Below are 26,070 nucleotides of genomic sequence, written 5' to 3' on the forward strand. Positions count from 1 at the left end.
AGCCTGATGCGCACCAAACATGCACACCGGCCTGACAAACTACGCGGGACTTCGCCGTATCGGCGGACAACTCATCACATAGCAAGGGTTTGACACATGCGCAAGGCACGTATCGCACTGACGGCCGCTCTGGTCACCACACTCGGCCTCGGACTCACGGCGTGCGACGGCGACAGCAAGGCGACGGAGAAGGCGTCGCCGGCGACGACGGCGCCCGGGCCGGAGAAGGAGAGCCCGAGCGCCGACAGCGGCAGGAGCGAGGGCGGCGACAGCCGGCCCGCGGGCGATGTCACCGCGCCGGGCGCCCGGCTCAAGGTCGGCGACAAGGCGGTCCTGCCCTTCGAGTACGCCAAGAAGAAGGGCACCCTCGCCGTCACCGTCACGGCGATCGACAAGGGCACCGGGGCCGACATGTCTCGGTTCGGCGAGCGAGCGAAGGGCCTGACGCCGTACTTCATCAAGATGAAGGTGGAGAACGTGGGCGACACCGACCTCTCGCGTGCCTACGTGAAGCTGAGGGGCCTTCTCAGCAGTGGCCGGAGCACGGGCGTCTCGCTGATCGGTGACATCCCGGGCAAGTGCGGGAAGGAATCCGCGCCCGCCGAGTTCGGCAAGGGAGTGTCGTTCGAGACCTGCTCGCTCGCCGCGTCGCACAACGGCGACGTCACGGGCGCCGAATTCGACGAGGGCGACGCGTACAGCGACAAGCCGGTCGTCTGGACCACCGGCTGACCCCTCACCGGCATCCCGCGCCGGACGCGGCTGGGAGACCGGCCCGTTCGGCCCGCGGGGAGTTGGGGAGGCAGCTCTCACCAAGAAGCGCTTCTCCGGCTTCCGGCCAGTGCCACGCCCTGGCTGACGAGGAAGAACGCCGAGCCGTGAGCCGTGAGCCCATGCGTCCGGCCTCATCCGCGATGCCCTGCCGGGGCCCGTCCGTGACGGGCCCCGGCTCCATTTTCGGGCTCGGGGAAGAGACGGCGTCGAGGTGGCGCCCGAGGACGCGGACCTGTGGGCGGTCATCCGCGGCGGAGGCGGGCAGTAGCGGCCGCGCGTACCGTCCCACCGCCCGGAGCCGGTCGTGCGGCGCTGCTCCGAACGCGACGGCAGGCACCGCCTCGACACCTCGCTGTGACGATCCGGCCCTCCCCGCGGAGCGCGCTCAGTGTGCGCCGGCCGCGGTGGACAGGGTGAAGCCGCGGTAGCCGTCCCGGGCGGCGGCGTCGCACTCGGCCCGGTACCGGTCGGCGCCGCCGGTGTAGGCGAGGAACACCCGTGATTTGCCCGGTACGTTCGCCCCCGTGTACCAGGAGGCGACGGCCGGATAGAGGGTCCCGGAGGCGAGGTCGGCGACGTGGGCGCACCAGTCGTCCTCGGCGCGCGGGGTGGCGTCGATCTCGGTGACGCCGTTCCGCCGCAGGTGGGCGATGCACTCGGTGATCCACTCCACATGCTGTTCGATGGAGAACACCGCGTTGCTGAGCACCGAAGGGCTGAGCGGGCCGAGGACGGTGAAGAGGTTGGGGAACCCGGCGGAGAGCAGACCGAGGTGGTTCCGGGGGCCTTCGGCCCACTTCTCCTTCAAGGTGATGCCGCCCTTGCCGACGATGTCCACGGCGACCTGGGAGCCGGTGAGGGCGTCGAAGCCGGTGGCGAAGACCAGGACATCGACGGGGTGTTCCCGCTCCGTGGTCCGGATGCCGTCCGGTGTGATCTCCACGATCGGGGTCCTGGTGAGGTCCACGACCCCGACATGCGGCTTGTTGTAGGCGGCGTAGTAGCCGGTGTCCAGGCAGGGACGCTTGGTGCCGAACGGGAAGGTGCGCGGGGAGAGCGTCTCGGCCGTCTCCGGGTCGGTGACGATCGACCGGATCTTGGCCCGGACGAACTCGGCGACGGTCTGGTTGGCGGCCCGGTCGGCGAGGATGTCGGTATAGGTGCGCAGCAGGCCGCTGAGCAAGCCGGAGTCCCAGCCCGCTTCGTACGCGGCGGTGCGCTCCGCTTCGTCCGCCTCCAGGGCCGACCGGGTCGGCGGCTCGAAGACGGTGCCTCCGCGCGACGCCCGCTGAGCGGCGCGGAACTCCGGGTAGCGGGCCTTGAGTTCGGCTTGCTCCGCGGCGGACAGCGGGCGGTTCCTGGCGGGCAGTGCGTAGACCGGAGTGCGCTGGAAGACGGTGAGCGCGGCGGCCTGCTCGGCGAGGAGCGGGATCGCCTGGACACCGGAGCATCCGGTCCCGATCACCGCGACCCGGCTGCTGGTGAGGTCGACGCCCTCGTGCGGCCAGTCCGCGGTGTGCAGGGCCCGGCCCGCGAACGTGCCGGCACCGGGTATGTCCGGTTCCTTGACGGCGGACGTACAGCCCGTGGCCAGTACGACGAACCGGCTGGTGACCGTCTCCCCGGTGTCGGTGACGACCTGCCAGGTGTGCGCGTCCTCGTCGTACACCGCCCGGGTCACGCGGGTGCGCAGGGTGACGTCCTTGCGCAGGTCGAAGCGGTCGGCGACGTGATGGAGGTAGCGGAGGATCTCCGGCTGCGTCGCGTACCGCTCGCTCCACTCCCACTCCTGGTCCAGTTCGGGCGAGAAGGAGAACGAGTAGGCGGTGCTCTCGACGTCGCAGCGGGCACCGGGGTACCGGTTCCGGTACCACGTACCGCCGATGTCGTCACACGCCTCGAAGACCCGTGTGCGCAGGCCCAGTTCGCGCAGCCGGTGCAGTTGGTAGAGACCGGCGAAGCCGGCCCCGACGACGACGGCGTCGAGTTGCGGGGTGGCGTGGGCGGACGGGGAGGGGTGCCGCGGGGCGGTGTGCATCCGTTCTCCTGACAGGAGTTACGCGCGGGGTGGTACGGGCGGACGGGCAAGGGCATCTTGATCCACACCTCGGTCTTCTGGGAAGAGCGTTCGCACGTGGTGCGGTGCCAGATCACCGGGACACCGTCGTCACCTGTTCCCGGAGCCCTCCTTGCGGAGGAAGCGGCGCAGGCGGGGGAGGGGCCAGGTGTTGATGATGTCGTCCGCGGTCAGCCAGCCGCGTTGGGCGACGCCGATGCCGTAGCGCAGGTGGTCCAGGTGGAGCGGGGCGTGGGCGTCGGTGTTGACGGCGAATTTCACACCGTGGCGCTTGGCGCGCAGGACGTGTTCGTCGGACAGGTCCAGGCGGTCGGGGTGGGCGTTGATCTCCAGCGCCGTCCCGGTGCGGGCGCAGGCGGCGAACACCGCGTCGTGGTCGATGTCGAGGCCGGGGCGTTTGCCGAGCTTCCGGGTGGTGGGGTGGCCGATGATGTTGACCTGCGGGTTCTCGCAGGCGGTGAGGAGCCGTCGGGTGGCGGCGTCGCGGCCCTGGTGGAAGTGCGAATGCACGGAGGCCACACAGAGGTCGAAACCGCGCAGGAACTCCTGCGGCCAGTCCACCTCTCCGTCGGGGCCGATGTTGAGTTCCGTGCCGTGCAGCAGGCGCATCTTGCGGTGCTTGCCGTCGAGTTCGCGTATCCGTTCACGCTGGGCGAGGATCTTCTCGTCGGTCATCCGCTGCATGAAGAGGTTCGGGGCGTGGTCGGTGACCGCGTAGTAGCGCAGGCCGTGCCGGGCGGCCGCGGCCACCATCTCCTCCAGCGGGGCGATGCCGTCGGTGAGGTCGGTGTGGGTGTGCAGATCGCCCCTGATGTCGGCCGCGGTGACCAGCTCCGGCAGTTCGCCGCGCAGTCCGGCGTCGACCTCACCGCGGTCCTCGCGCAGGGGCGGCGGGATCCAGGGCAGCCCGAGGCGTGCGTAGACCTCCTCCTCGGTCTCCGAGACGATCTTCTTGCCGCTCTTGGCGTGGAACAGTCCGTATTCGGACAGCTTCAGCTTGTGGTGCACGGCCCTCTCACGGGTGCGGATGTTGTGCGCCTTGGAGCCGGTGAAGTACTGGAGCCCGGCGCCCCAGGAGTCGGGCGGTACCACCCGCAGGTCGATCCGCAGGCCCTTCGTGGTGCGGACGGAGGTCTTCTTCGGGCCGCGGGCGATGACCTCCGCGGTGCCCGGCAGCCGGGTGAAGGCGTCCATGAACGGCTCGGAGACCGCGGCGGCGACGAGGATGTCCACGTCCCCGATGGTCTCCCGCATCCGCCGCAGTGAACCGGCGTACGCGCAGTGCTCGCAGCCGGGCAGGGCGGACAGCTCGCCGACGATCTCCTCGGCGACGTCCATGGCGACGTTGACCGGCACCCGGTCGCCCGCGGCCTGCAGCAGTCCGATGCCGTGCAGGATGTTCTCCTCGGTCTTGGGGCCGAAACCCTTGCGGTCGCGCAGCCTTTCCTCGTGGATGGCGTCGAGGAGTTCGGGGACCGAGGAGATGTGCAGCTCCTCGTAGAGCGTCATCGCCTTCTTCGGGCCCAAGGTGGGGATCGCCGTCAGCCGGCGCACGCCGGGGGGCACCTTCGCTCTGGCGTCCTCCACGGCGGGCATCCGGCCGGTGCGCAGGTATTCCAGCACCTTGTCGGCGATGGACCTGCCCACGTTCGGGATCTCGCGGAGGCCCTTGCCGTCGAGAGCCGAGACATCGGCGTGGTAGCCGCCGATGGCGCGTGCGGCCTTTTCGTAGGCGCGGGCCTTGAACGCGTCTCCGCCGGTGATCAGGACGAGGTCGGCGTACTCCTGGAGCAGGGCGGCGACCTCTTCGTTACGCCGGGCCACACGGCCATTTTAGTGGGGGCGGCCGGGGGTGTCCCGGGGCGCGGTGGGGGCCGGTGGGGCGAGGGCGTCGAGGGGGCAGGTAGGTGACGGGCAGCTCTTCGGGGGCGGTCGGCCCGGTGCGACGAGGCTTCGGGTGCGGGAGCCCTCGTGCGCGGCGGCGGTGAGGCGGCGCCCCCGGCAGGACCGGCTCGCACTGCCGCGCACACCGGTCGTGGCCCGCGCCGCCGTACGTGCGCGCGGGCCGCGCTCGTGCGGAGAGGCTCCGAGCGGAAGGGGCCTCACCTGCCCGTGCCGCGTCCGCCCGGACTGCGGGCGTGTCGGCCGGACAGCCCTCGCCGCCCGCGCGTACGTCCGCGAGGCGGTCGATTGCCGGAACGAGGAGGTGAACGCGTGGGTGGGAGGCGGGACGCGGCTCGTCCGGCATGGGGCGGGCGGCGCCTGGAGGCGCGGCTCCGGACGGAGGGGGCATGGTGAGTGCCCGGGGCCTGATCCGCCCGGGTGGTGCGCCTCGGCGCACTTGGTTGTTTCATGGGAAACGCGTGCAACCACTGGTGACGGCTTCGACGGCGTCGGCGGGACGAGGGGGGACGAGCAGGGAATCCTTGCTGGCAGGAATGGTGACAAGTCCACCGGTGTGCCGTGTCCGGGGCGCCGGGGGAGCGGCGCCGTCGATTCTTCCGGACGCGTCGGCGTTGCCACGAGGGCCTGGGAGGCAGCGGTGAAGGATTTCCAGCAGAAGGCAGAAGCGGAGATGCGGCAGCACTCCGACCGGATGGCCGCGGAACTGGCGCGAAAGCGCCGCGAGCGGCAAGCGGCGACCGGGAGCGGCACCGACGGCGAGCCCGCCCGGGAGGACGGGACGGGTGAGGACGGGGCGGCGGACGCGGACGGCGAGGAGTAGTTCGCCCGTGGCCTTGAGGGGATCAGCGGCGGGGGTCTGCACTTCCAGCCGACGTCACCCACCGCGCGCTGCCCGGACAACGATCCGCCGTGGCAGGAGAGGGCTGAGGCCGAAGGCCGGGCAGCGCGACGAGGCTGTCAGTACATCCGGCGGACCGATGGGTAGCCGCGAGCGCGCACGGCGGACGGCCTCAACGACGGTGACGCAGGGGCTTCTCGGCGGCCTTTCCCGTCTCGGCCGCCTCCCGGACGAGCACACTCGCCGCCGCGGCGCGGTGAAGACTCCCTGCCCAGGAGCCCCTTGCGGTACAGGTCGCTCATGACCGCTCCCGGCTCCGGCGGCGGCCGAAGACAAGAGGCACCGGTTCGGCGCCGGGCACGACGGTGTTGGACACGCTGCCAAGGCCTTCCACCGTGAGCGTGACGGTGTCGCCGGGCTTGAGGGGCGGCGGGGATTGTTCGCCGCGCACGCCCCGGAGTTCGGCGAGGCAGCCGCCGTTGCCGCAGGTGCCGGAGCCGTCGGAGAGGTTCGGCCCGGGCGGTACGCCGAGGGCGGCAGCGCCGGCGGCGAGCAGCCCGGGCAGGCCGCCGGCCTCGGCGATCAGGGCGCTGAGCGAGGTGACGCCGGGCAGCGGGCGGAGAGTGCCGTCCTCTTCGACGACGGCGACGCGGGTGCGGTGCTGATGTACGTAAGTGGCGAAACGCATCGTGCGGCTCCTGGCGGGCCGGGCCCGGGGGCGCGGCGTGGTGGCAGTCAGGGCATGGACAGGTCACCGCGCCCCCGGGAGCCGGGGCGGGATCAGACCGGCGGGGCGACGAACACGCCGCGGTCGGGGTCGTTGAAGGACTCCTTGGCGACGATCTCGTTCATCGGGTTGGCGGTGCCCCACTGGTCGGTGACTTCGGGCTGCGAGAAGTCGTAGACGTGCGGGTGCCAGGTGTCCTCGTCGAGCAGTTCCAGCTCGGTCGTGTACTCGACGGTGTTGCCGTGCGGGTCGAGGAAGTACGTGAAGGTGTTGTCGCCCGCCATGTGCCGGCCGGGGCCCCAGACCTTCTTGAACCCGGCCCGCATGACACGTCCCGATCCGCGCATGTACTCGTCGATGCCACGCATCTCGAAGGAGACGTGGTGCAGCGCGGTGTGCGGACCCTGGGCGATCGCCATCGAGTGGTGCTGGTTGGAGATCCGCATGAAGTGCATGACCTCGCCCATGCGGGGTGAGGACAGCGTGTCGGAGAGGGCGAAGCCGAGGTGGCGCTCGTACCACTCCCGGGTCTTGTTCAGGTCGGGGGAGTTGAGGACGACGTGGGAGAGCTTGACCGGAATGGACTCCTTCTCCTCGATCTTGCGGTGGCGGCGGACCTCGACGTCGGCGGAGACCTCGATGGTGCGGCCGTCGACGTCGAAGAAGCGGAAGCCGTACCCGCCGCCCGGGGTCTCGACCCGCCTCGGGCGGGATATCAGCTCGACGCCGCCGGCGAGGAGCCGTTCGGCGAGGGTGTCGACGTCCTGGGGGGAGGCGGCCCCGTAGGAGACGAGGTCGAGGCGCTTCTCGTCGGCCTTGCGCAGCCGGATCACGTAGTTCTCCGGACTGCCCTCGGCGGCGAGGAAGGAGATCCCGGAGTCCTCGGCAACCTTGGTCAGACCCCAGACGCCGGAGTAGAAGTCGAGCTGCTTGTCGTAGTCGGGCACGGCCAGGTCGACGTGGCGCAGGTGGGTGAGCAGACGGTCGCTCATCAGGGGTCAGTCCTTCCGGAGGAGGGCGGTCGCGTTGCCGCCCCGGATGGCGTGGAAGTCGGCGTCGGACAGGGAGGCGGCGCGCAGCGCGCCGACCGGATCCTCGGAGCCCATGTCGAAGGGGAAGTCGGAGCCGAGCAGCACCTGCTCCGCACCGGTGACCCGTATCAACTCCCGCAGGACGACGGGATCGTGGACCAGCGAGTCGAAGTGGATCCGCTTGAGGTAGCTGCTCGGCGGATGGGCGCAGCCCGCCCTGGCGTCGGCGCGGGCCGTCCATGCGTGGTCGGCGCGGCCGATGTGGGTGGGCAGGTAGCCGCCGCCGTGCGCGGCGATGATCCGCAGGCCCGGGTGGCGGTCCAGGACCCCGGAGAAGATCAGGTGCGAGAGGGCGACCGCGTTCTCGGTGGGCTGGCCGACCGTGTTGGACAGGTACCACCGGTCCAGGCGCTCATCGAGCGTGCAGCCGAAGGGGTGCAGGAAGAGCAGCGCGCCGGTCTCCTCGGCCCGGTCCCAGAAGGGCTCGTACTCGGGGTCGGACAGTTCGCGCCCCGGGGCGTGGCTGGAGATCTCGACGCCGACCAGGCCCTGCGCGCATGCGTGGTCGAGCGCGCGCACCGCCTGGCCGGGGTGCTGCAAGGGCACGAGGCCGAGGCCGCGCAGCCGGTCCGGAGCGGCCGAACAGTGCGCCGCTGTCGCCTCGTTGGCGAGCCGGTACACCTTCCCGGCCGTCTCCTCGCCGGCCCAGTAGTGGTAGTGCGAGGGGGAGGGGCTGACCAGTTGGACGTCCACGCCCTGGGCGTCCATCGCGGCGAGACGGACGGACGGATCGGTGAGGCGAGGGATGCGTTCCCCGATCATCGGGCCGTTGACGCGCAGCGCGTCGGGGCCATTGCGGCGGGCCTCCAGGGCGCGCGCCTGGGCATGGCCGGGCAGCCCGTCCACCAGTGCCTCGATCTCGGGCAGCAGGACGTGGGCGTGGACGTCGACGGTGGGCGGTGCGGTCGTCATGGCAGCTCCCGGAGCAGGGTCATGGTGCGGCCCATCAGGCCGGGTACGTCGGCGTCGCGGACGCCGTCGAGCTGCCACCGGCCGATCTGGACGGAGGCTTCGACCACCGGGCGGACCCGCGCGACGCGCCGCTCGTGGTACGCCTGGAGGAGCGCGTCGTCCCAGGTGTCGGTAGTGGCCAGCATCTGGGTAAGCACCCAGGCGTCCTCCAATGACAGGGCCGCGCCCTGGGCCAGCGTGGGCGGGCAGCAGTGCGCGGCGTCGCCGACGAGCACGACCCGGCCGCGGTGCCAGGAGCCCTCGACCAGCATCCGGTCGCACCAGGTGTAGTTGACCTGCGCCGGATCGGTGATGTGCGTGGTGATCTCGGGCCAGTGGCCGCCGTAGTGCCGTGCCAGGGACCGCATCTCGTCCGCGTAGGTCTCTACCGGTATGGAGCCGCGGTCGCGGTGGGCCTCGACCACGTACGCGTAGAGGGTCGTGTCGCCGGTCGGGCAGTATCCGGCGATGTAGGCAGGGCCGCCGTAGGCGAGGTCGGTGCGGATGACACCGGCCGGGCGGGGTGCGGCGACGCGCCAGATGGCCATGCCGGTGGGCTCCGGCTTGTCCGTGATGCCGATGGCCGCGCGGGTGGTGGAGCCCAGGCCATCGGCGGCGATCACCAGGTCGTACCGGCCCCGGCCGCCGTCGCTGAAGAGGACGGTGACGCCGTCGTCGTCCTGCTCCAGGGCCGTGGCACGGACGCCCAGGCGGACGGCGGCGCCGCCGGCGCGGACCGCGTCGATCAGAACGCTCTGCAGTTGGGGGCGCCGCGTGCCGACGGTGGCGGGCAGGTCGTCGCCGCCCGTGCGCAGGTCCTCGGCGACGTGCAGGACGGTGCCGTCGGGGGCGGTGATGCCGACCGCGCCGAAGCCGAACCCGGACTTCTCCACCTGGTCCCACACTCCGAGTTCGCGCAGTACGCGCAGGGCGTTGCCCTGGAGGGTGATGCCGGATCCGGCCGTGGCGTTCCAGTCGTCCTTCGCCTCGATCAGGTCGACCGCGATCCCGGCGCGGCGCAGCAGGATCGTCGCCGCGCTGCCGGCCGCGCCGCCACCGATGACGAGGACCTTTCGGGGTGTGCTCAAAGGGAACTCCCTTGCTCCGTACGGTGGTTGAGGCCGATTTGGTGGCGTGGGGCTACTTGACGGCGATCGGGCTGACGGGCGAGCCGACGGCGCCGGTGATCGGCAGGGGAGCGGCGGTGAGCCAGAAGTCGTGGACGCCGTCGTCCGCGCAGTCCGCGGCGAGCGCGTCCAGGTCCCACATCTCGCCGATCAGCAGGCCCATGTTGGGGATCGCGACCTGGTGCAGGGGTGGGAAGGCGTGCTCGAACTCGTTCGGGCGGACCTCGAAGCCCCAGGTGTCGGTGGCGATCGCGGCGATCTCGCACCCGCGGGATTGCGGCGGTCCGGAGATTGTCCGCTCATGAGGGCACCTCCGCCACGCAGCGGGTGCGCTGGGCGCCGAGCCCGGAGATGGAACCGTCCATCACGTCGCCGTCGCGAAGAAGCCGGCCCCAGCGCATGCCGTTGCCCGCCGGTGATCCGGTCAACACCAGGTCGCCGGGCAAGAGTTGGGCGGTCTGCGAGGCGTACGACACCATGCGGGCCACGTTGAAGATCATGTCCTTGGTGGACTCGTCCTGCATGGTCTCGCCGTTCAGCTTGAGTGTGATGCGCAGGTCGTCGGAGTTCGCGATCGACTCGGTCGGGATGATCCACGGCCCGAGCGGGGTGAATCCGGGCGCGTTCTTGCTGCGCAGCCAGTCGGTGCCGATCTGCGGCATGTCCCGGCGGAAAACGGTGGCCCGGTCGGTGAGGTCGTTGGCGATCGTGTAGCCCGCCACGTACTCCAGGGCCTCCTCGACGGAGACCCGGTGCGCCAGACGGCCGATGACGGCCGCCAACTCCAGCTCCCAGTCCGGCTTTTCGGCCCACGCGGGCAGCGCGACATCGTCGTACGGGCCGGTGATCGCGCTCGGCAGACCGATGAACACGTACGGCAGGTCCCTCTCGGCCCGCCGGTCCATGAGCTCCGCCGCCTCCGCGCGCCGCTCGTCCTCCGGGCGGTCGTCCCCCGGAGCCTTGTGCGCGACGTGCAGATCGATCACGTGCTGCCGGTAGTTGGCGCCCGACTGGAACACCTGGCGCGGCTCGACCGGCGCTCGCACCTGGAACTCCGCCAAGGGCCTGAGCTCCGCGCCGCCGCCGGCCAGGGACCGCAGCCGCGGCAGCACACCCGGCCAGTCCTCAAGGAGGCGGCGGACGGTCAACCGCTCGTCGCCGAGGGCGACGCGCAGATCGACGACGCGCTCCTCGGGCGTGACCAGCGCCGGGAACGCCGGGCCGTCCGGCGCCGAGAGCGTCGCGAGGGCGAAGGGGCCGGCGAAGGGTGCGGATGCGGGAGCGAGTTTCACGGACATGTCCTCCTGTATTGGTGGGACTAATCTGGCCCCGCTACCGGAGATCAGGGAAATCGATTATGTGGATGGTTGTCATCCATCAGGCAGATTTCTGCTGGTCAGCACCGTCCTGACGCCGTACAGCAAGGGAAAGTCCGTGAATCTGGCCCGCCTGGACCTCAACCTCGTCGTCGCGCTGCGCGCCTTGCTGGAGGAGCGCAACGTCACCCGCGCCGGGCAGCGCGTGGGGCTGAGCCAGCCCGCCATGAGCGCCGCGCTGTCCCGGCTGCGCCGCCACTTCGACGACGATCTGCTCTCCCGTGTCGGTGGCCACTACGAGCTGACCGCCCTCGGCCAGGTGCTGCTCGACCGCACGTCCACCGCCTACGACGTCCTGGAGCGCCTGTTCTCCAGCCAGGCCGAGTTCGACCCGGCCGTGGAGAGCCGCGAGTTCAAGCTGGTGGCCTCCGACTACGCCGTCTCCGTGTTCGGCGCCGAACTCGCCCGCGTCGTCCACGAGGAGGCCCCCGGGATCCGGTTGCGTTTCGCACAGACCCCGCCCACCGTGGTCGACGGCACGGCCACTCTGCTCAGCGCCGCTGACGGGCTGCTCATGCCGCACGGCGTCATCAGCGGCTTCCCCGCCACCGACCTCTACGACGACCGGTGGGTCTTCGTGGTCGCCGACGACCACCCGTCCGTCACGGACCAGCTCACCCTGCAGGACCTGGCGGACCTGCCGTGGGTCACTTACCAGCGGACGTACGACGCGCCGGCCGTGCGCCAGCTCGGGATGCTCGGAGTGGAGCCGCGCGTGGAGGTGTCCGTCGACAGCTTCCAACTGCTGCCGCTCCTTGTGGCCGGCACCCGCCGCATCGCGATGGTCCAGGCCCGGCTCGCCCGCCTGCTCGCGCCGGTCGCCGCGGTACGGGTCGTGGAACCGCCGTACGAGGCGGTTCCATTGCAGGAGGCCCTGTGGTGGCATCCGGTGCACACGCACGACGCCGCCCACATCTGGCTGCGGGAGACGGCGGCGCGGGTCGGGTCGAGGCTGTCCCCACCGCACGGCGGATGATCCCAGAACCTCGTCGGTGAACAGGGCGGACGGCCTCCTGCCCCGTCCGGGAACGGATCGCCCACGGGTTCTTGAGCCGCGACATCGTCCATCGCTACGCCCAGGCCACCGGCACCGCCGGGCGGATCGAGAACTCCCAGGTCACCGTCTACCTCGTATACGCCGGCGCCCGGGGATACGCGGCGGTGGTCCGGGAGCTGTACATTCCGCGCTCCTGGACGTGCGGCCCGGACCGCTGCCGGGCCGCACACCGCACCACACCGGACGATCTGACCCCGCTGGCCTGCAACGAGAATCGCCGTAAAGCCGGATGGCCGCTACCTGGGGGACATGACCTCGAAGAGGTTTCCGGCGTCATCGGTGAAGTACAGGCCGCGAGGGCACAAGGGGTGGTCGATCCGGCCGTTGTCGGGCTCGCGGGGATCGTTGCCATAAGGCACCCCGGCGGAGATGAGCCGGGCGAGGATCTCGTCGAAGGATGACGGGGTCACGTCGAAGGCCAGGTGGTGGCCGACCGGATTCTCGACGGACATGAAGTCCAGCGTCAGGGAATCGTTGACCTGTACCGGCGCGAAATGCCGGTCTGCGCCTCGGTAGTCCAGCCCCATGACGGAGGCGAAGAAGCGTGCTGCTGCCTCGTTGTCGATGGCTGGAACGATGGTGTGGTTCAGCGTGATGGACATGCTCTGTCTCTCAGATCTCGACGGGTTGGGACAGGACGCCGTGCAGGAAGACGTCGACGAGGTCGCGCACTCGCAATTGCCGCGCCGGATCTGTCGGCTCGCCTCCGGTTGGCGGCCTGCCGACCCCGACGAACAGGAGGCCCAGGAACATCATTGCTGCCTGCTCGGGAGGCAACCGCAGCGACTTCCGCTCAGGCTCGAAGAGCTCGGCCAGCGCCTCTCGCGCGGGCAGGGTGCCGGCCGCACGATCGGGCGGGGCCTCTGAGCTGCCGGGCCAGCCACTTCGTCTCCGCCCGCCCGTCGCATGAAGCGCCCCGATCACCGCGCCGACACGGTCCAGGTGGGCGTGCAGCGCCGAGGCGGCCTCGGTCAGCCGGTCGGCGAGCGGCTGATCCATGGAGACCAGAGCGAGTTCGTCCAGGGCGTGGGTCGGACTGAGTGCCTCGGTCATGCACGCGTCCAGGAGTTCCTCCTTGTCCGCGAAGACGCGGAAGATGGTGCCTTCCCCGATGCCTGCGGCCCGGGCGACCTGGCGTGTTGTCACCGCGCTGCCGTGCTCGATCACGAGGGGAAGCGCGGCACGAACGATCATCTCCCGGCGGCTGTCGGGATCCATCGCCGGTGCTCTTCGTCGACTGGGTGCGGTCTCCATAGGGGCAAGTATCGGAGTGAGTGCTCACTCCGGTCAAGGGGTCGCTGACACGGAGCGTCAACTCCGCTTGGGTGCCGGGGCGCCCGTGTCGGCGCGGGGGCCCTGCGCGGCACGGAGGCCGTCGCCTGCTCGGTCGGCGAAGGACGCCGGAGCCGCGGCCCGGGGAAGGGGATCGGCCGCGGTGACGGAGCCGCTCGCGGGCTCGGCCGCGAGGTGCAACTCGTCGGGGCGCGGGCCTGGGGCGCGGGCGGTCACGCTGAGGGTGCCGGGTGTCCGGCCGGCGCGGACGATGCTCCAGCCGTGCGGGAACTGCGCCTTGCGCCGGCGGCCGTCGTCGGGCGGGGGCGCGGGGGCGTCGGTGCCGTCGGTGTTGAGGAGCGCGAAGCGCCATCCGTCACGCAGGTCGACGGTGGGCCGTCGGCCGCAGGTGAGCGCGGCGGCGGGTGCGGCGGGTGCGGTGCCGCCTGCGTGGACGGGGCGGGGGACAGGGCGGTGGCTTCGCCGGAGGGGCGCCGCGGCCGGGAGGGCAGGGGCGCCCCGGGCCGCTACCGGCTGGAGACGGAGAAGTCGTTGGTGACGAAGTCCAGGCCGCCGGGCGAGGAGGTGATCTCGTAGCCGAACTGGACGTCACCGATGGTCTCGTCGCCCCACCAGCCCTTGTCCTTGATCCAGGTGAGGACGGGCAGGATGTCGACGGTGCCGGCGGAGGAGTCGCCCTCGCGCAGGAACGAGTAGACCTGGTTGCCGCCGTTGTCTCCCTTGTAGACGGTCCAGGTGGCGCCGCCGAGGGTGACGGTGCCCTGCGCGCTGCCGATCGGGCCGACCGCTCCGGTGTGGTTGACCCAGAGCATCACCTCGTGGTCGTAGTCGCTGTCCCAGATGTCGTACGAGGTGTTGTACGCGCCGGAGTCCGGCACGGTCACGTCGTAGTTGCTGGTCAGCGAGGAGAGTTCGCTGAGCGGCCGGTCGATCACCTTCTTCGCGTTCGGGTAGGACTTGATGCCGGAGGTGGCCGGGTGGTCGGCCGTCACGTCCCAGTGGGCGGAGGAGTCGGCGCTGATGGTCTGCGAACCGGCGCCCGCTCCCCAGATGTTGTTGTAGAGCGTGTAGCCGTCGCTGGTCCTGTGCTCGCCGAACGGCTCCGACGAGGACCACTCGGCGGCCTGGGACGGTGCCGCGGAGAACCCGATCGCGACGGCCGCCGCGGTCGCGATCAGCGGGATGCGGATGCCGATGTGCCGTGTTCGCTGTGCCATGGTCGTGCGTTCCTTTCGGTGGGGGGCATTTCTGTGGCGGGGCGCCGCACCTGTCCTGCGGCCGCCCCGCGCCGCCGCGCCCGGGCGGGGCCGGCGGGCGGTACGGGGGCCGGATGGTCAGATGGTCAGCTCCGCGCGCAGTCCGGTCGCGCCCGGGCCGGCGGTGAGCAGGGTGCCGTCCGGGGTGTGCCGCGCGGTCGTCCCCGGACCGCCGGTGGCTCTCGTGCCGGGGAGCAGTACGTGCCAGGGGCCGGTGGCGTCCGTGGCCTCGACGGTGAGCCGCCGGCCCGTGCGGCGGGTGCGGAGGACGGTGTCCGCCCCGCCTCCCCGGCCGGCGGCCGGGACACGGGTGATGATGTCCGCGCCGTCGGCCGGGCCGTGCACCCGCAGGGTCACGCCGTCCGCCCAGTCGTACACCGCCGTGTCCTCGCGGGCCCCGAGGGGGATCGCCGAGCCGGGGCGGGCCAGCAGCGGCAGGCTGTCGAAGCCGTGCCGCTCGCGCCGCCAGCCGGGGCCGTGCAGCCGCTCGCCGGTGCGCAGATGGGTCCACTCTCCCGCCGGCAGGTAGTACTCGACGCTGCCGTCGGCGGTGAAGACCGGGGCGACCAGTAGATCGTCGCCGAGCATGTACTGGCGGTCGAGGGCCTGGCAGGCCGGGTCGTCGGGGAAGTCGAGGAGCATGGCCCGCATCATCGGCGTGCCGTGCTCGGCGGCCTGCTGGGCCGCACGGTAGAGGTACGGCATCAGCCGGTGCTTGAGCCGGGTGAAGTCCCGGGTGACGGCGACGGCTTCGGCGTCGAACTCCCACGGGACGCGGTACGAGCCGCTGCCGTGCAACCGGCTGTGCGAGGACAGCAGGCCGAACGGGACCCAGCGTTTGAACACCTCCGGGGCGGGGGTGCCCTCGAAGCCGCCGATGTCGTGGCTCCAGAAACCGAAGCCGGACAGGCCGAGCGAGAGCCCGCCGCGCAGCGACTCGGCCATGGCACCGAAGGTGGACTCGCAGTCCCCGCCCCAGTGCACGGGGAACTGCTGGCCGCCGGCGGTCGCGGAGCGGGCGAAGAGGACGGCCTCGCCCGCTCCGCGCTCCTCGGTCAGCGTCTCGAAGACGGTGCGGTTGTACAGGTGGGTGTAGTAGTTGTGCATCCGCTCCGGGGCGGAGCCGTCGTGCCAGACGACGTCGGTGGGGATACGCTCGCCGAAGTCGGTCTTGAAGCAGTCCACCCCCTGACCGAGCAGCCCGCGCAGTCGGTCCGCGTACCACGCGCGGGCGGCGGGGCTCGTGAAGTCGACCAGGCCCATGCCCGCCTGCCACATGTCCCACTGCCACACGCTGCCGTCCGGGCGGCGCACCAGGTGGCCGAGCCGGGCGGCCTCGGCGAACAGCGGGGACTTCTGGGCGATGTACGGGTTGATCCACACGCAGATCTTCAGCCCGTGCTCCTCCTTGAGCCGCCGGAGCATGCCCTCGGGGTCGGGGAAGACTTCCGGGTCCCAGGTGAAGTCGCACCACTGGTAGGCGCGCATCCAGAAGCAGTCGAAGTGGAAGACGCCGAGCGGGATGTCGTGTTCGGCCATGCCGCGTACGAAGCGGCCGACGGTCTCCTCGTCGTAGGAGGTGGTGAAGGACGTGGACAGCCACAGTCCGAACGACCAGGGCGGGGGCAGCGCCGGGCGGCCGGTCAGCGCGGTGTAGCGGTCCAGGACCTCTTTCGGGGTGGGCCCGTGCACGACGTAGTACTCGACACTCTGGTCGGCGACGCTGAACTGCAGTTGGCCGACGGCCTCGGAGCCGATCTCGTAGGAGACCTGGCCCGGGTGGTTGACGAAGACTCCGTAGCCGCGGCTGCTGAGGTGGAACGGGACGTTCTTGTACGCCTGTTCGCTGGCCGTGCCGCCGTCGGCCTGCCAGATGTCGACGCTCTGGCCGTTCCGGATGAAGGGGGTGAAGCGTTCACCGAGCCCGTAGATCTGCTCGCCGACTCCGAGGGAGAGCTGGGCGAGGGAGTGGTGGGTGCCGTCGGGGGTGGTCGCGAAGCCGGTGCCGCGCGTGCCGACGGAGGTGAGCGGGCGCCCCTCGGCCGTGAAGTCCAGCCGGTACGGGGCCGCGGTGTCGACCCGCAACGCGAGCTGTCCGGCGGCGAGTTCGAGCACGCTGCCCTCGCGTCCGGTCCTGCCCGCCGAGGCGTCGGGGGCTCCGCCGGGGTGCAGGGCGAAGTGCGGGCCGCGGTCGACGGTGCCCGCGTGGTGGGTGACGCGGACGCCGATCACACCCTCGGCGGGCGCGAAGCAGTCGACGGTGAGCAGCGGGGCGTTGAGGGAGTCGCCGCGGTGCCGGAGCCGGCGGACCGGGGCGTACAGCGTGAATCGGTCGTCCTCGACGCGGGTGTCGGCGATCTCGGCGGCGAAGGAGGCGTCGACGCCCTCGCGCATCAGCCAGTAGCCGTCGGTGAACTTCATCGTGTGGCCTCGTCTCCGCTCGCGGTGCCGGTGCCCTCTCTCCCGCCCCGGTGGGCGGCGATCAGCCCGCGGTACCAGTGGTAGCTGTCCTTGGGAATGCGCTGCTGGGTGGCGTAGTCGACGCGGACGATGCCGAAGCGCTGCCGGTAGCCGCGCGCCCATTCGAAGTTGTCGAGCAGTGACCACACGTAGTAGCCGCGCACGTCGACGCCGGCGCGGACGGCTTCGGCCACGGCGGCGAGGTGGTCGCGGAGGTAGTCGATGCGGTCGGTGTCGTGGACGCGGCCCTCGGGGGTGACGGTGTCGGACTCCGCCGAACCGTTCTCGGTGATCAGCAGCGGGGGCATGGCCGGGTACCGGCGGGTGAGGTCGACCAGCAGGTCGGTGAGGGTGTGCGGGGCGACCGGCCAGCCCATGGTGGTGTGCCGCACGTCGTCGCGGGGGCGCTCGGCGGCCCGGATGTCGACGGCGGTACGGGTGGCCGGGTCGGGGTCCGTGTACGGCGCGTCGGCGATGGTGAGGGGGCGGTAGTAGTTGACGCCGACGAAGTCCAGAGGGGCGCCGATGAGGTCGAGGTCACCGTCTCGGCGGAAGGAGCCGTCCGCCATCGGGCCCCAGGTCTCGGCCTCGTGCGCCGGGTAGCGTCCGGCGAACAGCGGCTCGAACCACACCTCGTTGTGGAGTGTCTCGGCGCGTTGTACGGCCGCGTGGTCGGCCGGGTCGTCGGTGGCGGGCAGCAGCCGGTCGGGGTTGAGGGTGATGCCGATCTCGCGGGCGCCGGCGGCGCGCAGCGCCGAGGCGGCGAGCCCGTGCCCGACGAGCAGGTGGTGGGCCGCGGCCAGGGCGCCGCGCCCCTCGCGGGTGCCGGGCGCGTGCACCGCGGCGGCGTGCCCGAGGAAGGCGCTGCAGAAGGGCTCGTTGAGGGTGATCCAGCGGTCGACGCGGTCGCCGAGCCGGCCGGCCACGAGGGCGGTGTACTCGGCGAAGCGCTCGGCGGTCTCCCGTACCCGCCAGCCGCCCCGGTCCTCCAGGGCCTGCGGCAGGTCCCAGTGGTAGAGGGTGACGGCGGGGCTGATCCCGGCGGTGAGCAGGGCGTCGGTGAGCCGGTCGTAGAAGTCCAGGCCGCGTCGCTCGACGGGGCCGCTGCCGGTGGGCCGGATACGGGGCCAGGCGACGGAGAAGCGGTAGCTGTCCACGCCCAGGTCGCGCAGGAGGGCGACGTCCTCGCGGTAGCGGTGGTAGTGGTCGCAGGCGGTGTCGCCGCTGGCGCCGTCGGCGACCAGGCCGGGGCGGCGGCAGTACGTGTCCCAGATGGAAGGGCCTCTGCCGTCCTCGTCGTGCGCGCCCTCGATCTGGTAGCTGGCGGTGGCGGCGCCGAGGAGGAATCCGGGGGGCAGGCCGGGGTACGCGCGGGCGGCGTCGGTGATCGGGTGCTGCATCGGGTGCGGGCCTCACTCACTGCGGTGGCTGATCGCCCAGGGGCACGGTTGCCGAAGGGGGCCGGGTGCCGACGGGATCGGTTGCCGAACGGGCAGGGGTACGGGGCTATTTGACGGAGCCGCCGGTGATACCGGCGGCGATGTACTTCTGCGCGGCGACCAGCAGGACCGCCGCGGGCACGGCCGACAGTACGGCCGTGGCCATGACCGCGCCCCAGTCGCTGACGTGGGCGCCGACGAACTGGTAGATGCCGAGGGTGACCGGCCTGACGTCGTCGGTGGTGTTGAGGGTGAGCGCGAACATGAAGTCCGACCAGGCGAAGAGGAAGGTGAACAGCCCGGCCGTGATCAGTGCGTTGCGGCACATCGGGAGGACGACGCGGACGAAGGCGGTGAACCGGCCGGCGCCGTCGACCAGCGCCGCCTCCACCACCTCGCCGGGGATGGAGACCATGAACGCGCGCAGCAGTACCACCGAGAACGGCAGACCCAGCGAGGCGTCGGCGAGGATCAGCCCCAGATAGGAGTTGACCAGGCCGAGTTCGGCGTACGCGCTGTAGAGGGCGTTGGCGATGACGATGCCCGGCACCATCTGGGTGATGAGCGTGCCGAAGACGACGGCGCGCCCGCCCTTCAAGCCCGGCTGGGCCAGCCCGTACGCGGCCGGGGCGGCGAGGGCGAGGCAGACCACGACCGCGCCGAGGGCGACGACGAGGCTGGTCAGCAGCGAACGGCCCTGGCTCTCCAGCGCCGAGCGGAAGCTGTCGAGACCCGGCGCGGTCGGGAGGACGTCGACGGCGATGCCTGCCGCGGGCTGGAGGGCGGTGTTCACCATCCAGTACACGGGGAAGAGCAGCACCGCCAGGATCAGCAGGGCGGCGGCGGTGTTCCCGCCACTGCGCAGGCGGCGGGCGGTCGTCGGGGTCATGCGGCTCATGCGGATCACTTCCCGTGGCCGAAGTCGGTGCGATTGGCGCGCAGGTAGAGCACGGCGAAGACCGCGCTGATCAGGATGAGGACGTTGCCGACGACGGCACCCTGGCCGAAGTCCAGGCGCAGGAAGGACATCTGGTACGTGACGGTGCCCAGGGTCTGGGTGGCGTCGGCGGGCCCGCCGGAGGTGAGCGCGAGGATCAGGTCGAGGATCTTCACCGTCGACATGAAGCCGAGGACCAGCACCACGGTGATCACCGGCCGGAGCATCGGCAGGGTGACGTCGCGGAAGGTCCGCCACCGGCCCGCGCCGTCCAGCGAGGCGGCCTCGTACAGCTCACGGGGGATCTCCTGGAGCCCGCCGTAGAGGATGACCATGTTGAACGGGATGCCGATCCAGATGTTCACCAGCACCGCGGAGAGCAGCGCCACGCTCGGGCTGCTCAGCCACGGCACCCCGCCGTCGGTCGGCCCGAGCGTCTGGAGCAGACCGTTGAGCACACCGTGCTCCTGGTCGAGGATGCGCCGCCACACGACCGCGGCCACCACCATCGGCACCAGCCAGGGCAGCAGCAGGACCGCCCGGACGAAGCCGGAGAGGCGGAAGCGGCGGGAGAAGAACACGGCGAGCGCCAGTCCGAGGGTGAACTGGCCGAGCAGCGATCCCGCGGTGAAGACGGCGGTGTGCCAGAGCGCGTCGGTGAAGAGCGGGTCGGTGAGGACGGCCCGCCAGTTGTCGAGGCCGGTGAAGGGGGCCTCGCCGGTGAAGTAGGTGGTGGGGGTGTACCGCTGGAAGCTCATCAGCGCGTTCCGCACCAGCGGGTAGCCGAAGAAGGCGGCCATGTAGACCAGGGCGGGGGCGACGAACAGCCAGCGCAGCAGCGCGGTGCGGCGGCCGCCGCCGCGGGCGGGCGGGCCGGGGCGCGGGGCGGGCACCGGCGCGGCGGCGGGTGCCGGGGTGAGTGCGGTGCTCATATCGGGCTCCTCACTCCCCGCTCGTGGCCTGCCGCTGGGCGCGGCGCAGGGCGGCTTCCGGACTGTCCTGGCCGGTGAGGACGGACTGGAAGGCGCCCGCGAGCGCGTCGCTGACCGCGGGCCAGCCGGTGCCGACGCGTGCGGTGCGGGAGCGGGCGGTGCTCACCAGCTCGGCGAAGGGCGCCAGCTCCGGGTTCTTGTCGGCGTAGGCGCGGGCGGCGGAGGTGCGGGTGGGAACGTTGTTGACGGCCTCGCCCCAAGCCAGTTGGTTCGCGGGCGTGTTGAGGCAGCGCAGGATGCGGGCGGCGTTCTTCTCCCGGGCCGGGTCGTCGCTGCGGGGTACGGTCATCACGGTGCCCCCGATCGGGGAGACGGCCTTGCCGCCGGCTTCGGGGACGGGGATCTTCGCGACGGCCCAGTCGACCTTCTGCTGTGCCTCCAGCACCGGCACCTGCCACGGGCCGTTGATCATCATGGCGGCGCGGCCGGCGATGAACTGGTCGTTGACGTCCTGCTGGTTCCAGTTGACGACGGCCCTGGAGACGGACCTGTCGGCCACCAACTGCTTCCACAGCCGCAGTGCCGCGGCGCCCCCGGAGCCGTCCAGCCGGGCCTCGTCGCCGCCGGCCGACCAGAAGAACGGCAGGAACTGGTACACGCCGTCGGCGTCCGGGCCGGCGCTGAAGGCCAGTCCGTACCGGCCGTCACCGGTGAGTTCGCGGGCGGCCTCCCGTAGCTGAGCCCAGGTACGCGGCGGTTCGACACCGGCCTGGCGCAGCAGGTCCGGGTTGTAGTAGAGGGCGAGGGAGTTGGCGGAGCGGGCTATGCCGTATCGGGTGCCCTCGTACGAGCCGAGGGAGACGGCGCCGCGGGAGAAGCCGGTGGTGGGCACGGCGAGGTCGGAGAGCGGGCGCAGGCCGCCGGTCTCGGCGAACTGCGGCAGCTCGGAGCCGTCGAGTTCCAGGATGTCGGGCAGCGAGTTCGAGGACGCCATCCGCAGAGCCTTGGACGAGACCTGGTCGGCGGGGACGCTGTTCTGCTCCACACGCAGCCCGTACTTGCGGGCGCAGCGGTCGAAGAACCGCTGGTTCTCGGTGTGTTCGGCCGTGTCGGTGGCGGAGTTGAGCACCGTGAGGGTGCCGGGATCCGGGGCGGCGGCGCATCCGGTGAGACCGAACGCGGCCGCCGCCCCCGCCGTGGCCGCGGCGATCACCGGGCGGGCGAGACGGAAGGGCATGGGCGGGTTCTCCGTTCGAGTGCGTCGGGGCGGCGGGACGGCGAGCAGTGGGACGGCCGGCCGTCAGCGGAGGGTGAAATCGGCGAGGCGCATCTCCCCGGCGAGGACGAGATAGACGTCGCGGCGGCCGTGGGCGCCGCGCAGCCGCGCCGAGACGGCCTTGTACGCGTACCGGTCGCCGGTGCTGCGCACCTCGGCGGTGCCGGCGAGGGGCCCGCGCGGCGCGTCGAGCCGGATCTGGAGCATGCCGCTGCCCCGGCTCTCCCGGGCGGCCCGGGCAGTGAACCTCGTGGCACCGTCGCCGAGCCGGGCGTCCCGGAAGAGGAGCCAGGCGCCGTCCTCCGGACTGCCGGCGGCCTCGCCGCGTGTCCGGCTCTCGTCGACCAGCCGGACGTCCTGGTGGTCGTCGAAGTCGACGGCGCGGGTGAGGACGGACAGGTCGCGGGGCGGGATGGCCTCGCCGTGCACCCGCAGGGCGGCGCGGCCGCGGATGTCCTGGCTGGAGGCGCCCACCAGCACGTCGTGCACGCCGCTCTCCAGCACCTCGCGGCCCCGGGTGACGTCCCAGTGGACGAGGTCGGCGGCGGACAGCCGCAGCCGGACGGTGACGCTGCGCCCGGCCGCGACCCGGACCCGCTCGAAGGCGCGCAGTTGCCTCAGCGGCTGCGGGTCCCGGGAGCCGCGGTGGCGGGTGTAGAGCTGGACGACCTCGTCGCCGTCCCGCTCGCCGGTGTTGCCGACCCGGACGGAGACGGTGACGCTCCCGCCCTCGCGGAGCGTGGCGGCGGAGAGCCGGGGCGTGCCGTAGCGGAACGCGGTGTAGGACAGGCCGTGTCCGAACGGGTGGAGCGGGTCGCCGCGGTAGTAGAGGTAGGTGCGCTCGGCGGCGATGATGTCGTAGTCGAGCCGGTCGGGCAGCTCGTCGTCGGAGCGGTACCAGGTCTGGGTGAGCCGGCCTGCGGGGTTGACGTCGCCGAACAGCACCCGGGCGAGGGCGTTCCCGGTCTCCTGGCCGGCGTGCGTGGTCCACAGCAGGGCCGGTATCCGCTCCTGTTCCCGGGTGACGGTGTCCGGATAGCTGGTCTGAAGGACCACGACCGTGCGCGGGTTGGCCCGGTGCACGGCCTCGATCAGCGCGGACTGGGTCGGGGCGAGGGAGGTACCGGGACGGTCGTGGTTCTCCCGGCCGTTGATCGCGGGCATGCTGCCGACCACGACGACCGCCACGTCCGCGGCGCCCGCCGCCGCTACGGCCTCGGCCCTGCCGTCGCGCACCGTCCGCACCAGGTACCGGCCGGCGTCCTGCTCGGCGGCGAGGCCCACCGTGCCGTCGGCGCGGGCCGCGAGGTACCGCTCGGGGCCGAAGCCGTCCTCCAGGGTGTCGTAGCCGGCGTAGCGGATCAGGCTGGTGCCGTCGTCCTGCTCCTCCAGCGTGAACTGCTGCTGCACGTACCAGCCGTCCGGCTGTTCCCGGTCGTTGCGGAAGCCGTCGCCGTCACGGCCGAGGTAGCGGGAGTTGGCGGCGCTGCGCAGGGTGACGATGCCCTGGCCCCAGTCGAGGACGTCGAACTCCTCGGTGCGGCCCGGGCCGCCCTCGCGTTCCCGCAGCACCCCGCCGTCCGGGCCGCTGCCCGCGCTGAGGTGGGCGCCGGTGGCGGCGCTGCGCAGTGTGATCCGGTCGACGCCCTCACCGCCGGTGACCTCGACGGCGTCGCCCAGCCGCGCGGCGATGCCGGCCCGCGGGGTGACCCGGTACGGCATGGTGCCCGAGTACCAGTCGGTGTAGAGGGTGTCGGCGAGCGGGCCGACGACGGCGACCTTCGTCAGCTTCTCCGGGTCCAGCGGCAGCAGCGACCGCTCGTTCTTGAGCAGCACGACGGCCTGCTCCGCGGCCGTGCGGGCCAGGGCGCGGTGCTCCGGGCTGTCCACCGCCGACCGGCCGATCTTCGCGTACGGGCCGCCGTCCGGGTCGAACTCGCCCAGCCGGAAGCGGATGCCGAGCACGTGCCGTACGGCGGTGTCCAGGTCGGATTCCTCGATCAGGCCCTTGTCCAGCGCGGTGGTCAGGGCCCGGACGGTCTTGGCCGGGTCCTCGCTGTCGGCGGTGAAGCTGTCGATACCCGCCTTGAGCGCCGCGGCGTCCGCCTCGGCGCGGGTCGGGTAGTACGCCTGGGCGCCGGTGAGGTTGTTGGGCGCGTCCGCGTCGGTCACGTTCAGCAGCGGCCGGTCCGCCCAGACGCGCACGGCGTCGTTCAGGTCCGGATTCACCGTCGCCGGACGGCCGTTGACCAGGTTGTACGAGGACATCACGCCGGTGACCGCGTCCGCCCGGAGCGCGGCCCGGAACGGCGCCTCGTAGTACTCGTGCCGCAGCCGCGGGCGGAGCACCGAGTCGGAGGTGATGCGGTCCTGCTCGGTGTTGTTGGCGAGGTAGTGCTTGATGGTCGGGGCGGTCTTCAGCCGGTGCGGGTCGTCGCCCTGCAGTCCGCGCCCGTACGCGATCGCCAGGACCCCGCTGAGGTACGGGTCCTCGGAGTAGCCCTCCTCGTTCCGGCCCCAGCGGGGGTCGCGCAGCAGATTCACCACCGGCGCCCACAGGTTGAGGCTCCAGCCCGCCGGCCGCTCGTGCTGGAAGCCGCGGGCCTCGTCGCCGACGGCCGCCCCGATCCGCCGCAGCAGCCCCGGGTTCCAGGTGCTGGCCAGCCCGACCGCCTGCGGGAACACGGTGGCCTCGCCGAGCCGGGCGACGCCGTGCAGCGCCTCGCCGCCGGTGCGGAAGGAGCGCAGCCCGAGACGGGGCACGGCCGGCTGGTACTGGTGCAGCAGGGAGATCTTCTCGTCCCGGGTGAGCCGTCCGAGCAGGTCGTCGAGCCGTTGCTCCAGGGTCAACTCCGGTTTGTGGAAGGGGGGTTGGGCGTCTGCTGCGGGGTGGCCGGCGGCGACGGCCTCGCCCGTCCCGGCCAGGGCCGCGCCCAGCGGGGCGGCGAGGCCGAGCGCGAGGAGCTGACGTCTGGGGGTGCCCGGTGTCTGCACGGGGCTCTCCTTCGGGTCGAAGCGGTCGCGGAACCTGGTGGCAGCGCCGCTGCCACGGCGCCGTCGAAGCGTTTCGACGCATGCCGTGGAGCGCCGGGCCCGCGCGGTGCGGAACGCGGTACGCGGTGGTGCGCCGGTGCGGCTCGTGCGCCGGTACGGACGGACGGTGCGAAGCGGTGCGGCTCGTGCGGGTCGTGCGTCGTACGGCGGGCGCGTCGTGGAGAGCGCGCCCGGGGTCACGCCGTGGCGCCGCGCGGGGCGGTACTGGCGCGTCGGGTCAACTGCGGGGGCAGCAGCGTGGCGTCGGGAACCTCGCCGCCGTTCAGCTTGGTCATCAGCAGCTCCACCGCCCGTTCGCCCACCTCGGCGGCGGGCAGCGGTACGGACGAGACGGGCACGGGCGCGTTCTCGGCCAGCTCGTCCGGGCAGATCGCGACGGCCGAGAGGTCCTCCGGGATGCGGAGCCCGGCCTCCTTGAACGCCTCAAGGACCGGGCCGAGCGCCGGCTCGTTGTGCACCACCACCCCGGTCAGGTCCGGCAGTTCGCGCAGCAGCCGGTCGACGGTCTCCTTGGCGGCGAGGCGGCCCGGCTCGCAGGGCACCACGGTCGAGGTCATCCCGTAGCGGTGCGCCGCGGCGGTGAAGCCGGCCGCGGTGCGCCGTGCGAAGCCGGTGCCCCGGGCGTACACCTCGGGCGGCGAGCCGAGGAGCGCCACGCAGCGGTGGCCGAACTGCGCGAGATGCTGGACGCAGGCCTCGCCGGTCGCCGTGAAATCGAGGTCGATGCAGGTCAGGCCCTCCGCGTCGGCGGGGAACCCGATGAGCACGGACGGCAGACCGAGCGTGCGGAGCAGCGGGATGCGCGCGTCACGCAACTGCACGTCCATCACGATCAGCCCGTCGACGAGCGCCGTGCCGGCCACCCGCCGCAGCCCGTCCTCGCCCTCCTCCTGGGTCAGCAGCAGCACGTCGTGATCGTGTGCCCGCGCCCTGGTCACCACCGATTCGGCGAACTGCATCTGCACCGGCATGTGGATGCCGCTGCGCAGCGGCATCGTCAGCGCCACCACGTTGGACCGGCTGCTCGCCAGCGCCCGGGCACCGGCGTGCGGCCGGTAGCCGAGCGCCCGGATGCTCGCCTCGATGCGCTGCTTGGTCTCCTGCGAGACGCTGCGCTTCCCGCTCAGCGCGTACGAGACGGTGCTCGGTGAGACGCCCGCGTGCCGCGCCACATCTGTGATCTTGACCAACGGAAACTCCGATGCCTGCCATGCCGTCCCTGTTGCCCGGACCGTTGCCGGCCCGGTCGGCGCGTTCGAATCGAATCGTTTCGACAGCAGTTGCCGAAGCGATTCGCACGGACCGTAAGGGCGGGGCGCACCCGAGTCAATGCTTCCGGCAGGACTGAACCCGTGACGCGGCCGAGGCGGCGGGCTCCGGGCCGGTCAGCGGCGCTGCGACGCCGTCGGCGAACCCGCGCCCGGCTGCCTGCGCGACACCTTCTCGGTGGCACAACGGGCCTCTTTGCCGAACTCCGTCCGCGCTTTCATCGCCCTCCCG

At 72.0% G+C, this 26,070-nt stretch carries 19 protein-coding genes and 3 pseudogenes; 4 read left to right on the forward strand and 18 right to left on the reverse strand.

What is annotated here, in order from left to right; genetic code table 11:
* The first annotated feature begins 96 nt into the window (after positions 1–96).
* Positions 97–732: a hypothetical protein gene (locus tag ACGH2B_RS29320; RefSeq protein WP_399096468.1), complete on the forward strand. Its 636-nt coding sequence runs from the start codon at positions 97–99 to the stop codon at positions 730–732.
* A 427-nt stretch (positions 733–1,159) separates the two neighbouring features.
* Here the strand turns inward: ACGH2B_RS29320 and ACGH2B_RS29325 are convergent, their stop codons facing one another.
* Positions 1,160–2,812 (reverse strand): flavin-containing monooxygenase, encoded by a 1,653-nt coding sequence (locus tag ACGH2B_RS29325; RefSeq protein ID WP_399096471.1) that lies wholly within the window; start codon positions 2,810–2,812, stop codon positions 1,160–1,162.
* A 129-nt stretch (positions 2,813–2,941) separates the two neighbouring features.
* A complete protein-coding gene (polX, locus tag ACGH2B_RS29330; protein ID WP_399096474.1) occupies positions 2,942–4,675 on the reverse strand; it encodes a DNA polymerase/3'-5' exonuclease PolX in 1,734 nt (577 codons plus the stop codon).
* Positions 4,676–5,393: 718 nt separating this feature from the next.
* Between polX and ACGH2B_RS29335 the strand changes: the two genes are divergently transcribed.
* Complete coding sequence (locus tag ACGH2B_RS29335; protein ID WP_399096477.1) at positions 5,394–5,576, forward strand: hypothetical protein; 183 nt, start codon at positions 5,394–5,396, stop codon at positions 5,574–5,576.
* 316 nt (positions 5,577–5,892) lie between these two features.
* Here the strand turns inward: ACGH2B_RS29335 and ACGH2B_RS29340 are convergent.
* The 6 genes and pseudogenes from ACGH2B_RS29340 to ACGH2B_RS29365 form a co-directional block, all read right to left on the reverse strand.
* Positions 5,893–6,120, reverse strand: a pseudogene (locus tag ACGH2B_RS29340) (hydroxylase); the annotation flags it as partial.
* Positions 6,121–6,374: 254 nt separating this feature from the next.
* On the reverse strand, positions 6,375–7,313 hold the full coding sequence (locus tag ACGH2B_RS29345; RefSeq protein WP_399096480.1) for a VOC family protein: 939 nt from the start codon (positions 7,311–7,313) through the stop codon (positions 6,375–6,377).
* A gap of 6 nt (positions 7,314–7,319) precedes the next feature.
* Positions 7,320–8,324, reverse strand: coding sequence for an amidohydrolase family protein (locus ACGH2B_RS29350; protein WP_399096483.1), 1,005 nt, complete (start codon positions 8,322–8,324; stop codon positions 7,320–7,322).
* On the reverse strand, positions 8,321–9,451 hold the full coding sequence (locus tag ACGH2B_RS29355) for an FAD-dependent oxidoreductase (RefSeq protein WP_399096486.1): 1,131 nt from the start codon (positions 9,449–9,451) through the stop codon (positions 8,321–8,323). The genes ACGH2B_RS29350 and ACGH2B_RS29355 overlap by 4 nt, the downstream gene beginning before the upstream one ends.
* A gap of 52 nt (positions 9,452–9,503) precedes the next feature.
* A pseudogene (locus ACGH2B_RS29360) lies at positions 9,504–9,752 on the reverse strand (cyclase family protein); the annotation flags it as partial.
* 37 nt (positions 9,753–9,789) lie between these two features.
* Entirely contained in the window at positions 9,790–10,788 is a 999-nt protein-coding gene (locus ACGH2B_RS29365) for a fumarylacetoacetate hydrolase family protein (RefSeq protein ID WP_399096489.1), read from the reverse strand.
* Between the two features lie 136 nt (positions 10,789–10,924).
* Here ACGH2B_RS29365 and ACGH2B_RS29370 point away from each other — a divergent pair, with 136 nt between their 5' ends.
* Entirely contained in the window at positions 10,925–11,842 is a 918-nt protein-coding gene (locus tag ACGH2B_RS29370; RefSeq protein WP_399096492.1) for a LysR family transcriptional regulator, read from the forward strand.
* Between the two features lie 101 nt (positions 11,843–11,943).
* Positions 11,944–12,090: pseudogene (locus ACGH2B_RS29375) on the forward strand (IS701 family transposase); the annotation flags it as partial.
* 69 nt (positions 12,091–12,159) lie between these two features.
* On the opposite strand, the gene ACGH2B_RS29380 reads toward ACGH2B_RS29375, so the two are convergent.
* The 10 genes from ACGH2B_RS29380 to ACGH2B_RS29425 all read right to left on the reverse strand — a co-directional run bounded on the left by ACGH2B_RS29380 (position 12,160) and on the right by ACGH2B_RS29425 (position 25,760).
* Positions 12,160–12,525, reverse strand: a complete 366-nt coding sequence (locus ACGH2B_RS29380; RefSeq protein WP_399096495.1) for a VOC family protein — start codon at positions 12,523–12,525, stop codon at positions 12,160–12,162.
* 10 nt (positions 12,526–12,535) lie between these two features.
* On the reverse strand, positions 12,536–13,141 hold the full coding sequence (locus ACGH2B_RS29385; RefSeq protein ID WP_399096498.1) for a TetR/AcrR family transcriptional regulator: 606 nt from the start codon (positions 13,139–13,141) through the stop codon (positions 12,536–12,538).
* A gap of 581 nt (positions 13,142–13,722) precedes the next feature.
* A complete protein-coding gene (locus ACGH2B_RS29390) occupies positions 13,723–14,433 on the reverse strand; it encodes a hypothetical protein (RefSeq protein WP_399096501.1) in 711 nt (236 codons plus the stop codon).
* Between the two features lie 117 nt (positions 14,434–14,550).
* On the reverse strand, positions 14,551–16,893 hold the full coding sequence (gene yicI / locus ACGH2B_RS29395) for an alpha-xylosidase (protein WP_399096504.1): 2,343 nt from the start codon (positions 16,891–16,893) through the stop codon (positions 14,551–14,553).
* On the reverse strand, positions 16,890–18,332 hold the full coding sequence (locus ACGH2B_RS29400) for a GH1 family beta-glucosidase (protein WP_399096507.1): 1,443 nt from the start codon (positions 18,330–18,332) through the stop codon (positions 16,890–16,892). Before ACGH2B_RS29400 ends, yicI begins: the two co-directional genes overlap by 4 nt.
* Positions 18,333–18,438: 106 nt before the next feature.
* Entirely contained in the window at positions 18,439–19,269 is an 831-nt protein-coding gene (locus ACGH2B_RS29405; RefSeq protein ID WP_399096510.1) for a carbohydrate ABC transporter permease, read from the reverse strand.
* Between the two features lie 5 nt (positions 19,270–19,274).
* On the reverse strand, positions 19,275–20,240 hold the full coding sequence (locus tag ACGH2B_RS29410) for a carbohydrate ABC transporter permease (RefSeq protein WP_399096513.1): 966 nt from the start codon (positions 20,238–20,240) through the stop codon (positions 19,275–19,277).
* 10 nt (positions 20,241–20,250) lie between these two features.
* Positions 20,251–21,477 (reverse strand): extracellular solute-binding protein, encoded by a 1,227-nt coding sequence (locus ACGH2B_RS29415; RefSeq protein WP_399096516.1) that lies wholly within the window; start codon positions 21,475–21,477, stop codon positions 20,251–20,253.
* Positions 21,478–21,540: 63 nt separating this feature from the next.
* On the reverse strand, positions 21,541–24,510 hold the full coding sequence (locus ACGH2B_RS29420; RefSeq protein ID WP_399096519.1) for a glycoside hydrolase family 3 C-terminal domain-containing protein: 2,970 nt from the start codon (positions 24,508–24,510) through the stop codon (positions 21,541–21,543).
* A gap of 236 nt (positions 24,511–24,746) precedes the next feature.
* The gene (locus ACGH2B_RS29425; protein ID WP_399096522.1) at positions 24,747–25,760 is read right to left on the reverse strand and encodes a LacI family DNA-binding transcriptional regulator; all 1,014 of its coding nucleotides are present in this window, start codon (positions 25,758–25,760) and stop codon (positions 24,747–24,749) included.
* Positions 25,761–26,070: the final 310 nt, after the last annotated feature.

Source organism: Streptomyces sp. BBFR2 (assembly GCF_044497305.1).
Classification (GTDB): Bacteria; Actinomycetota; Actinomycetes; order Streptomycetales; family Streptomycetaceae; genus Streptomyces.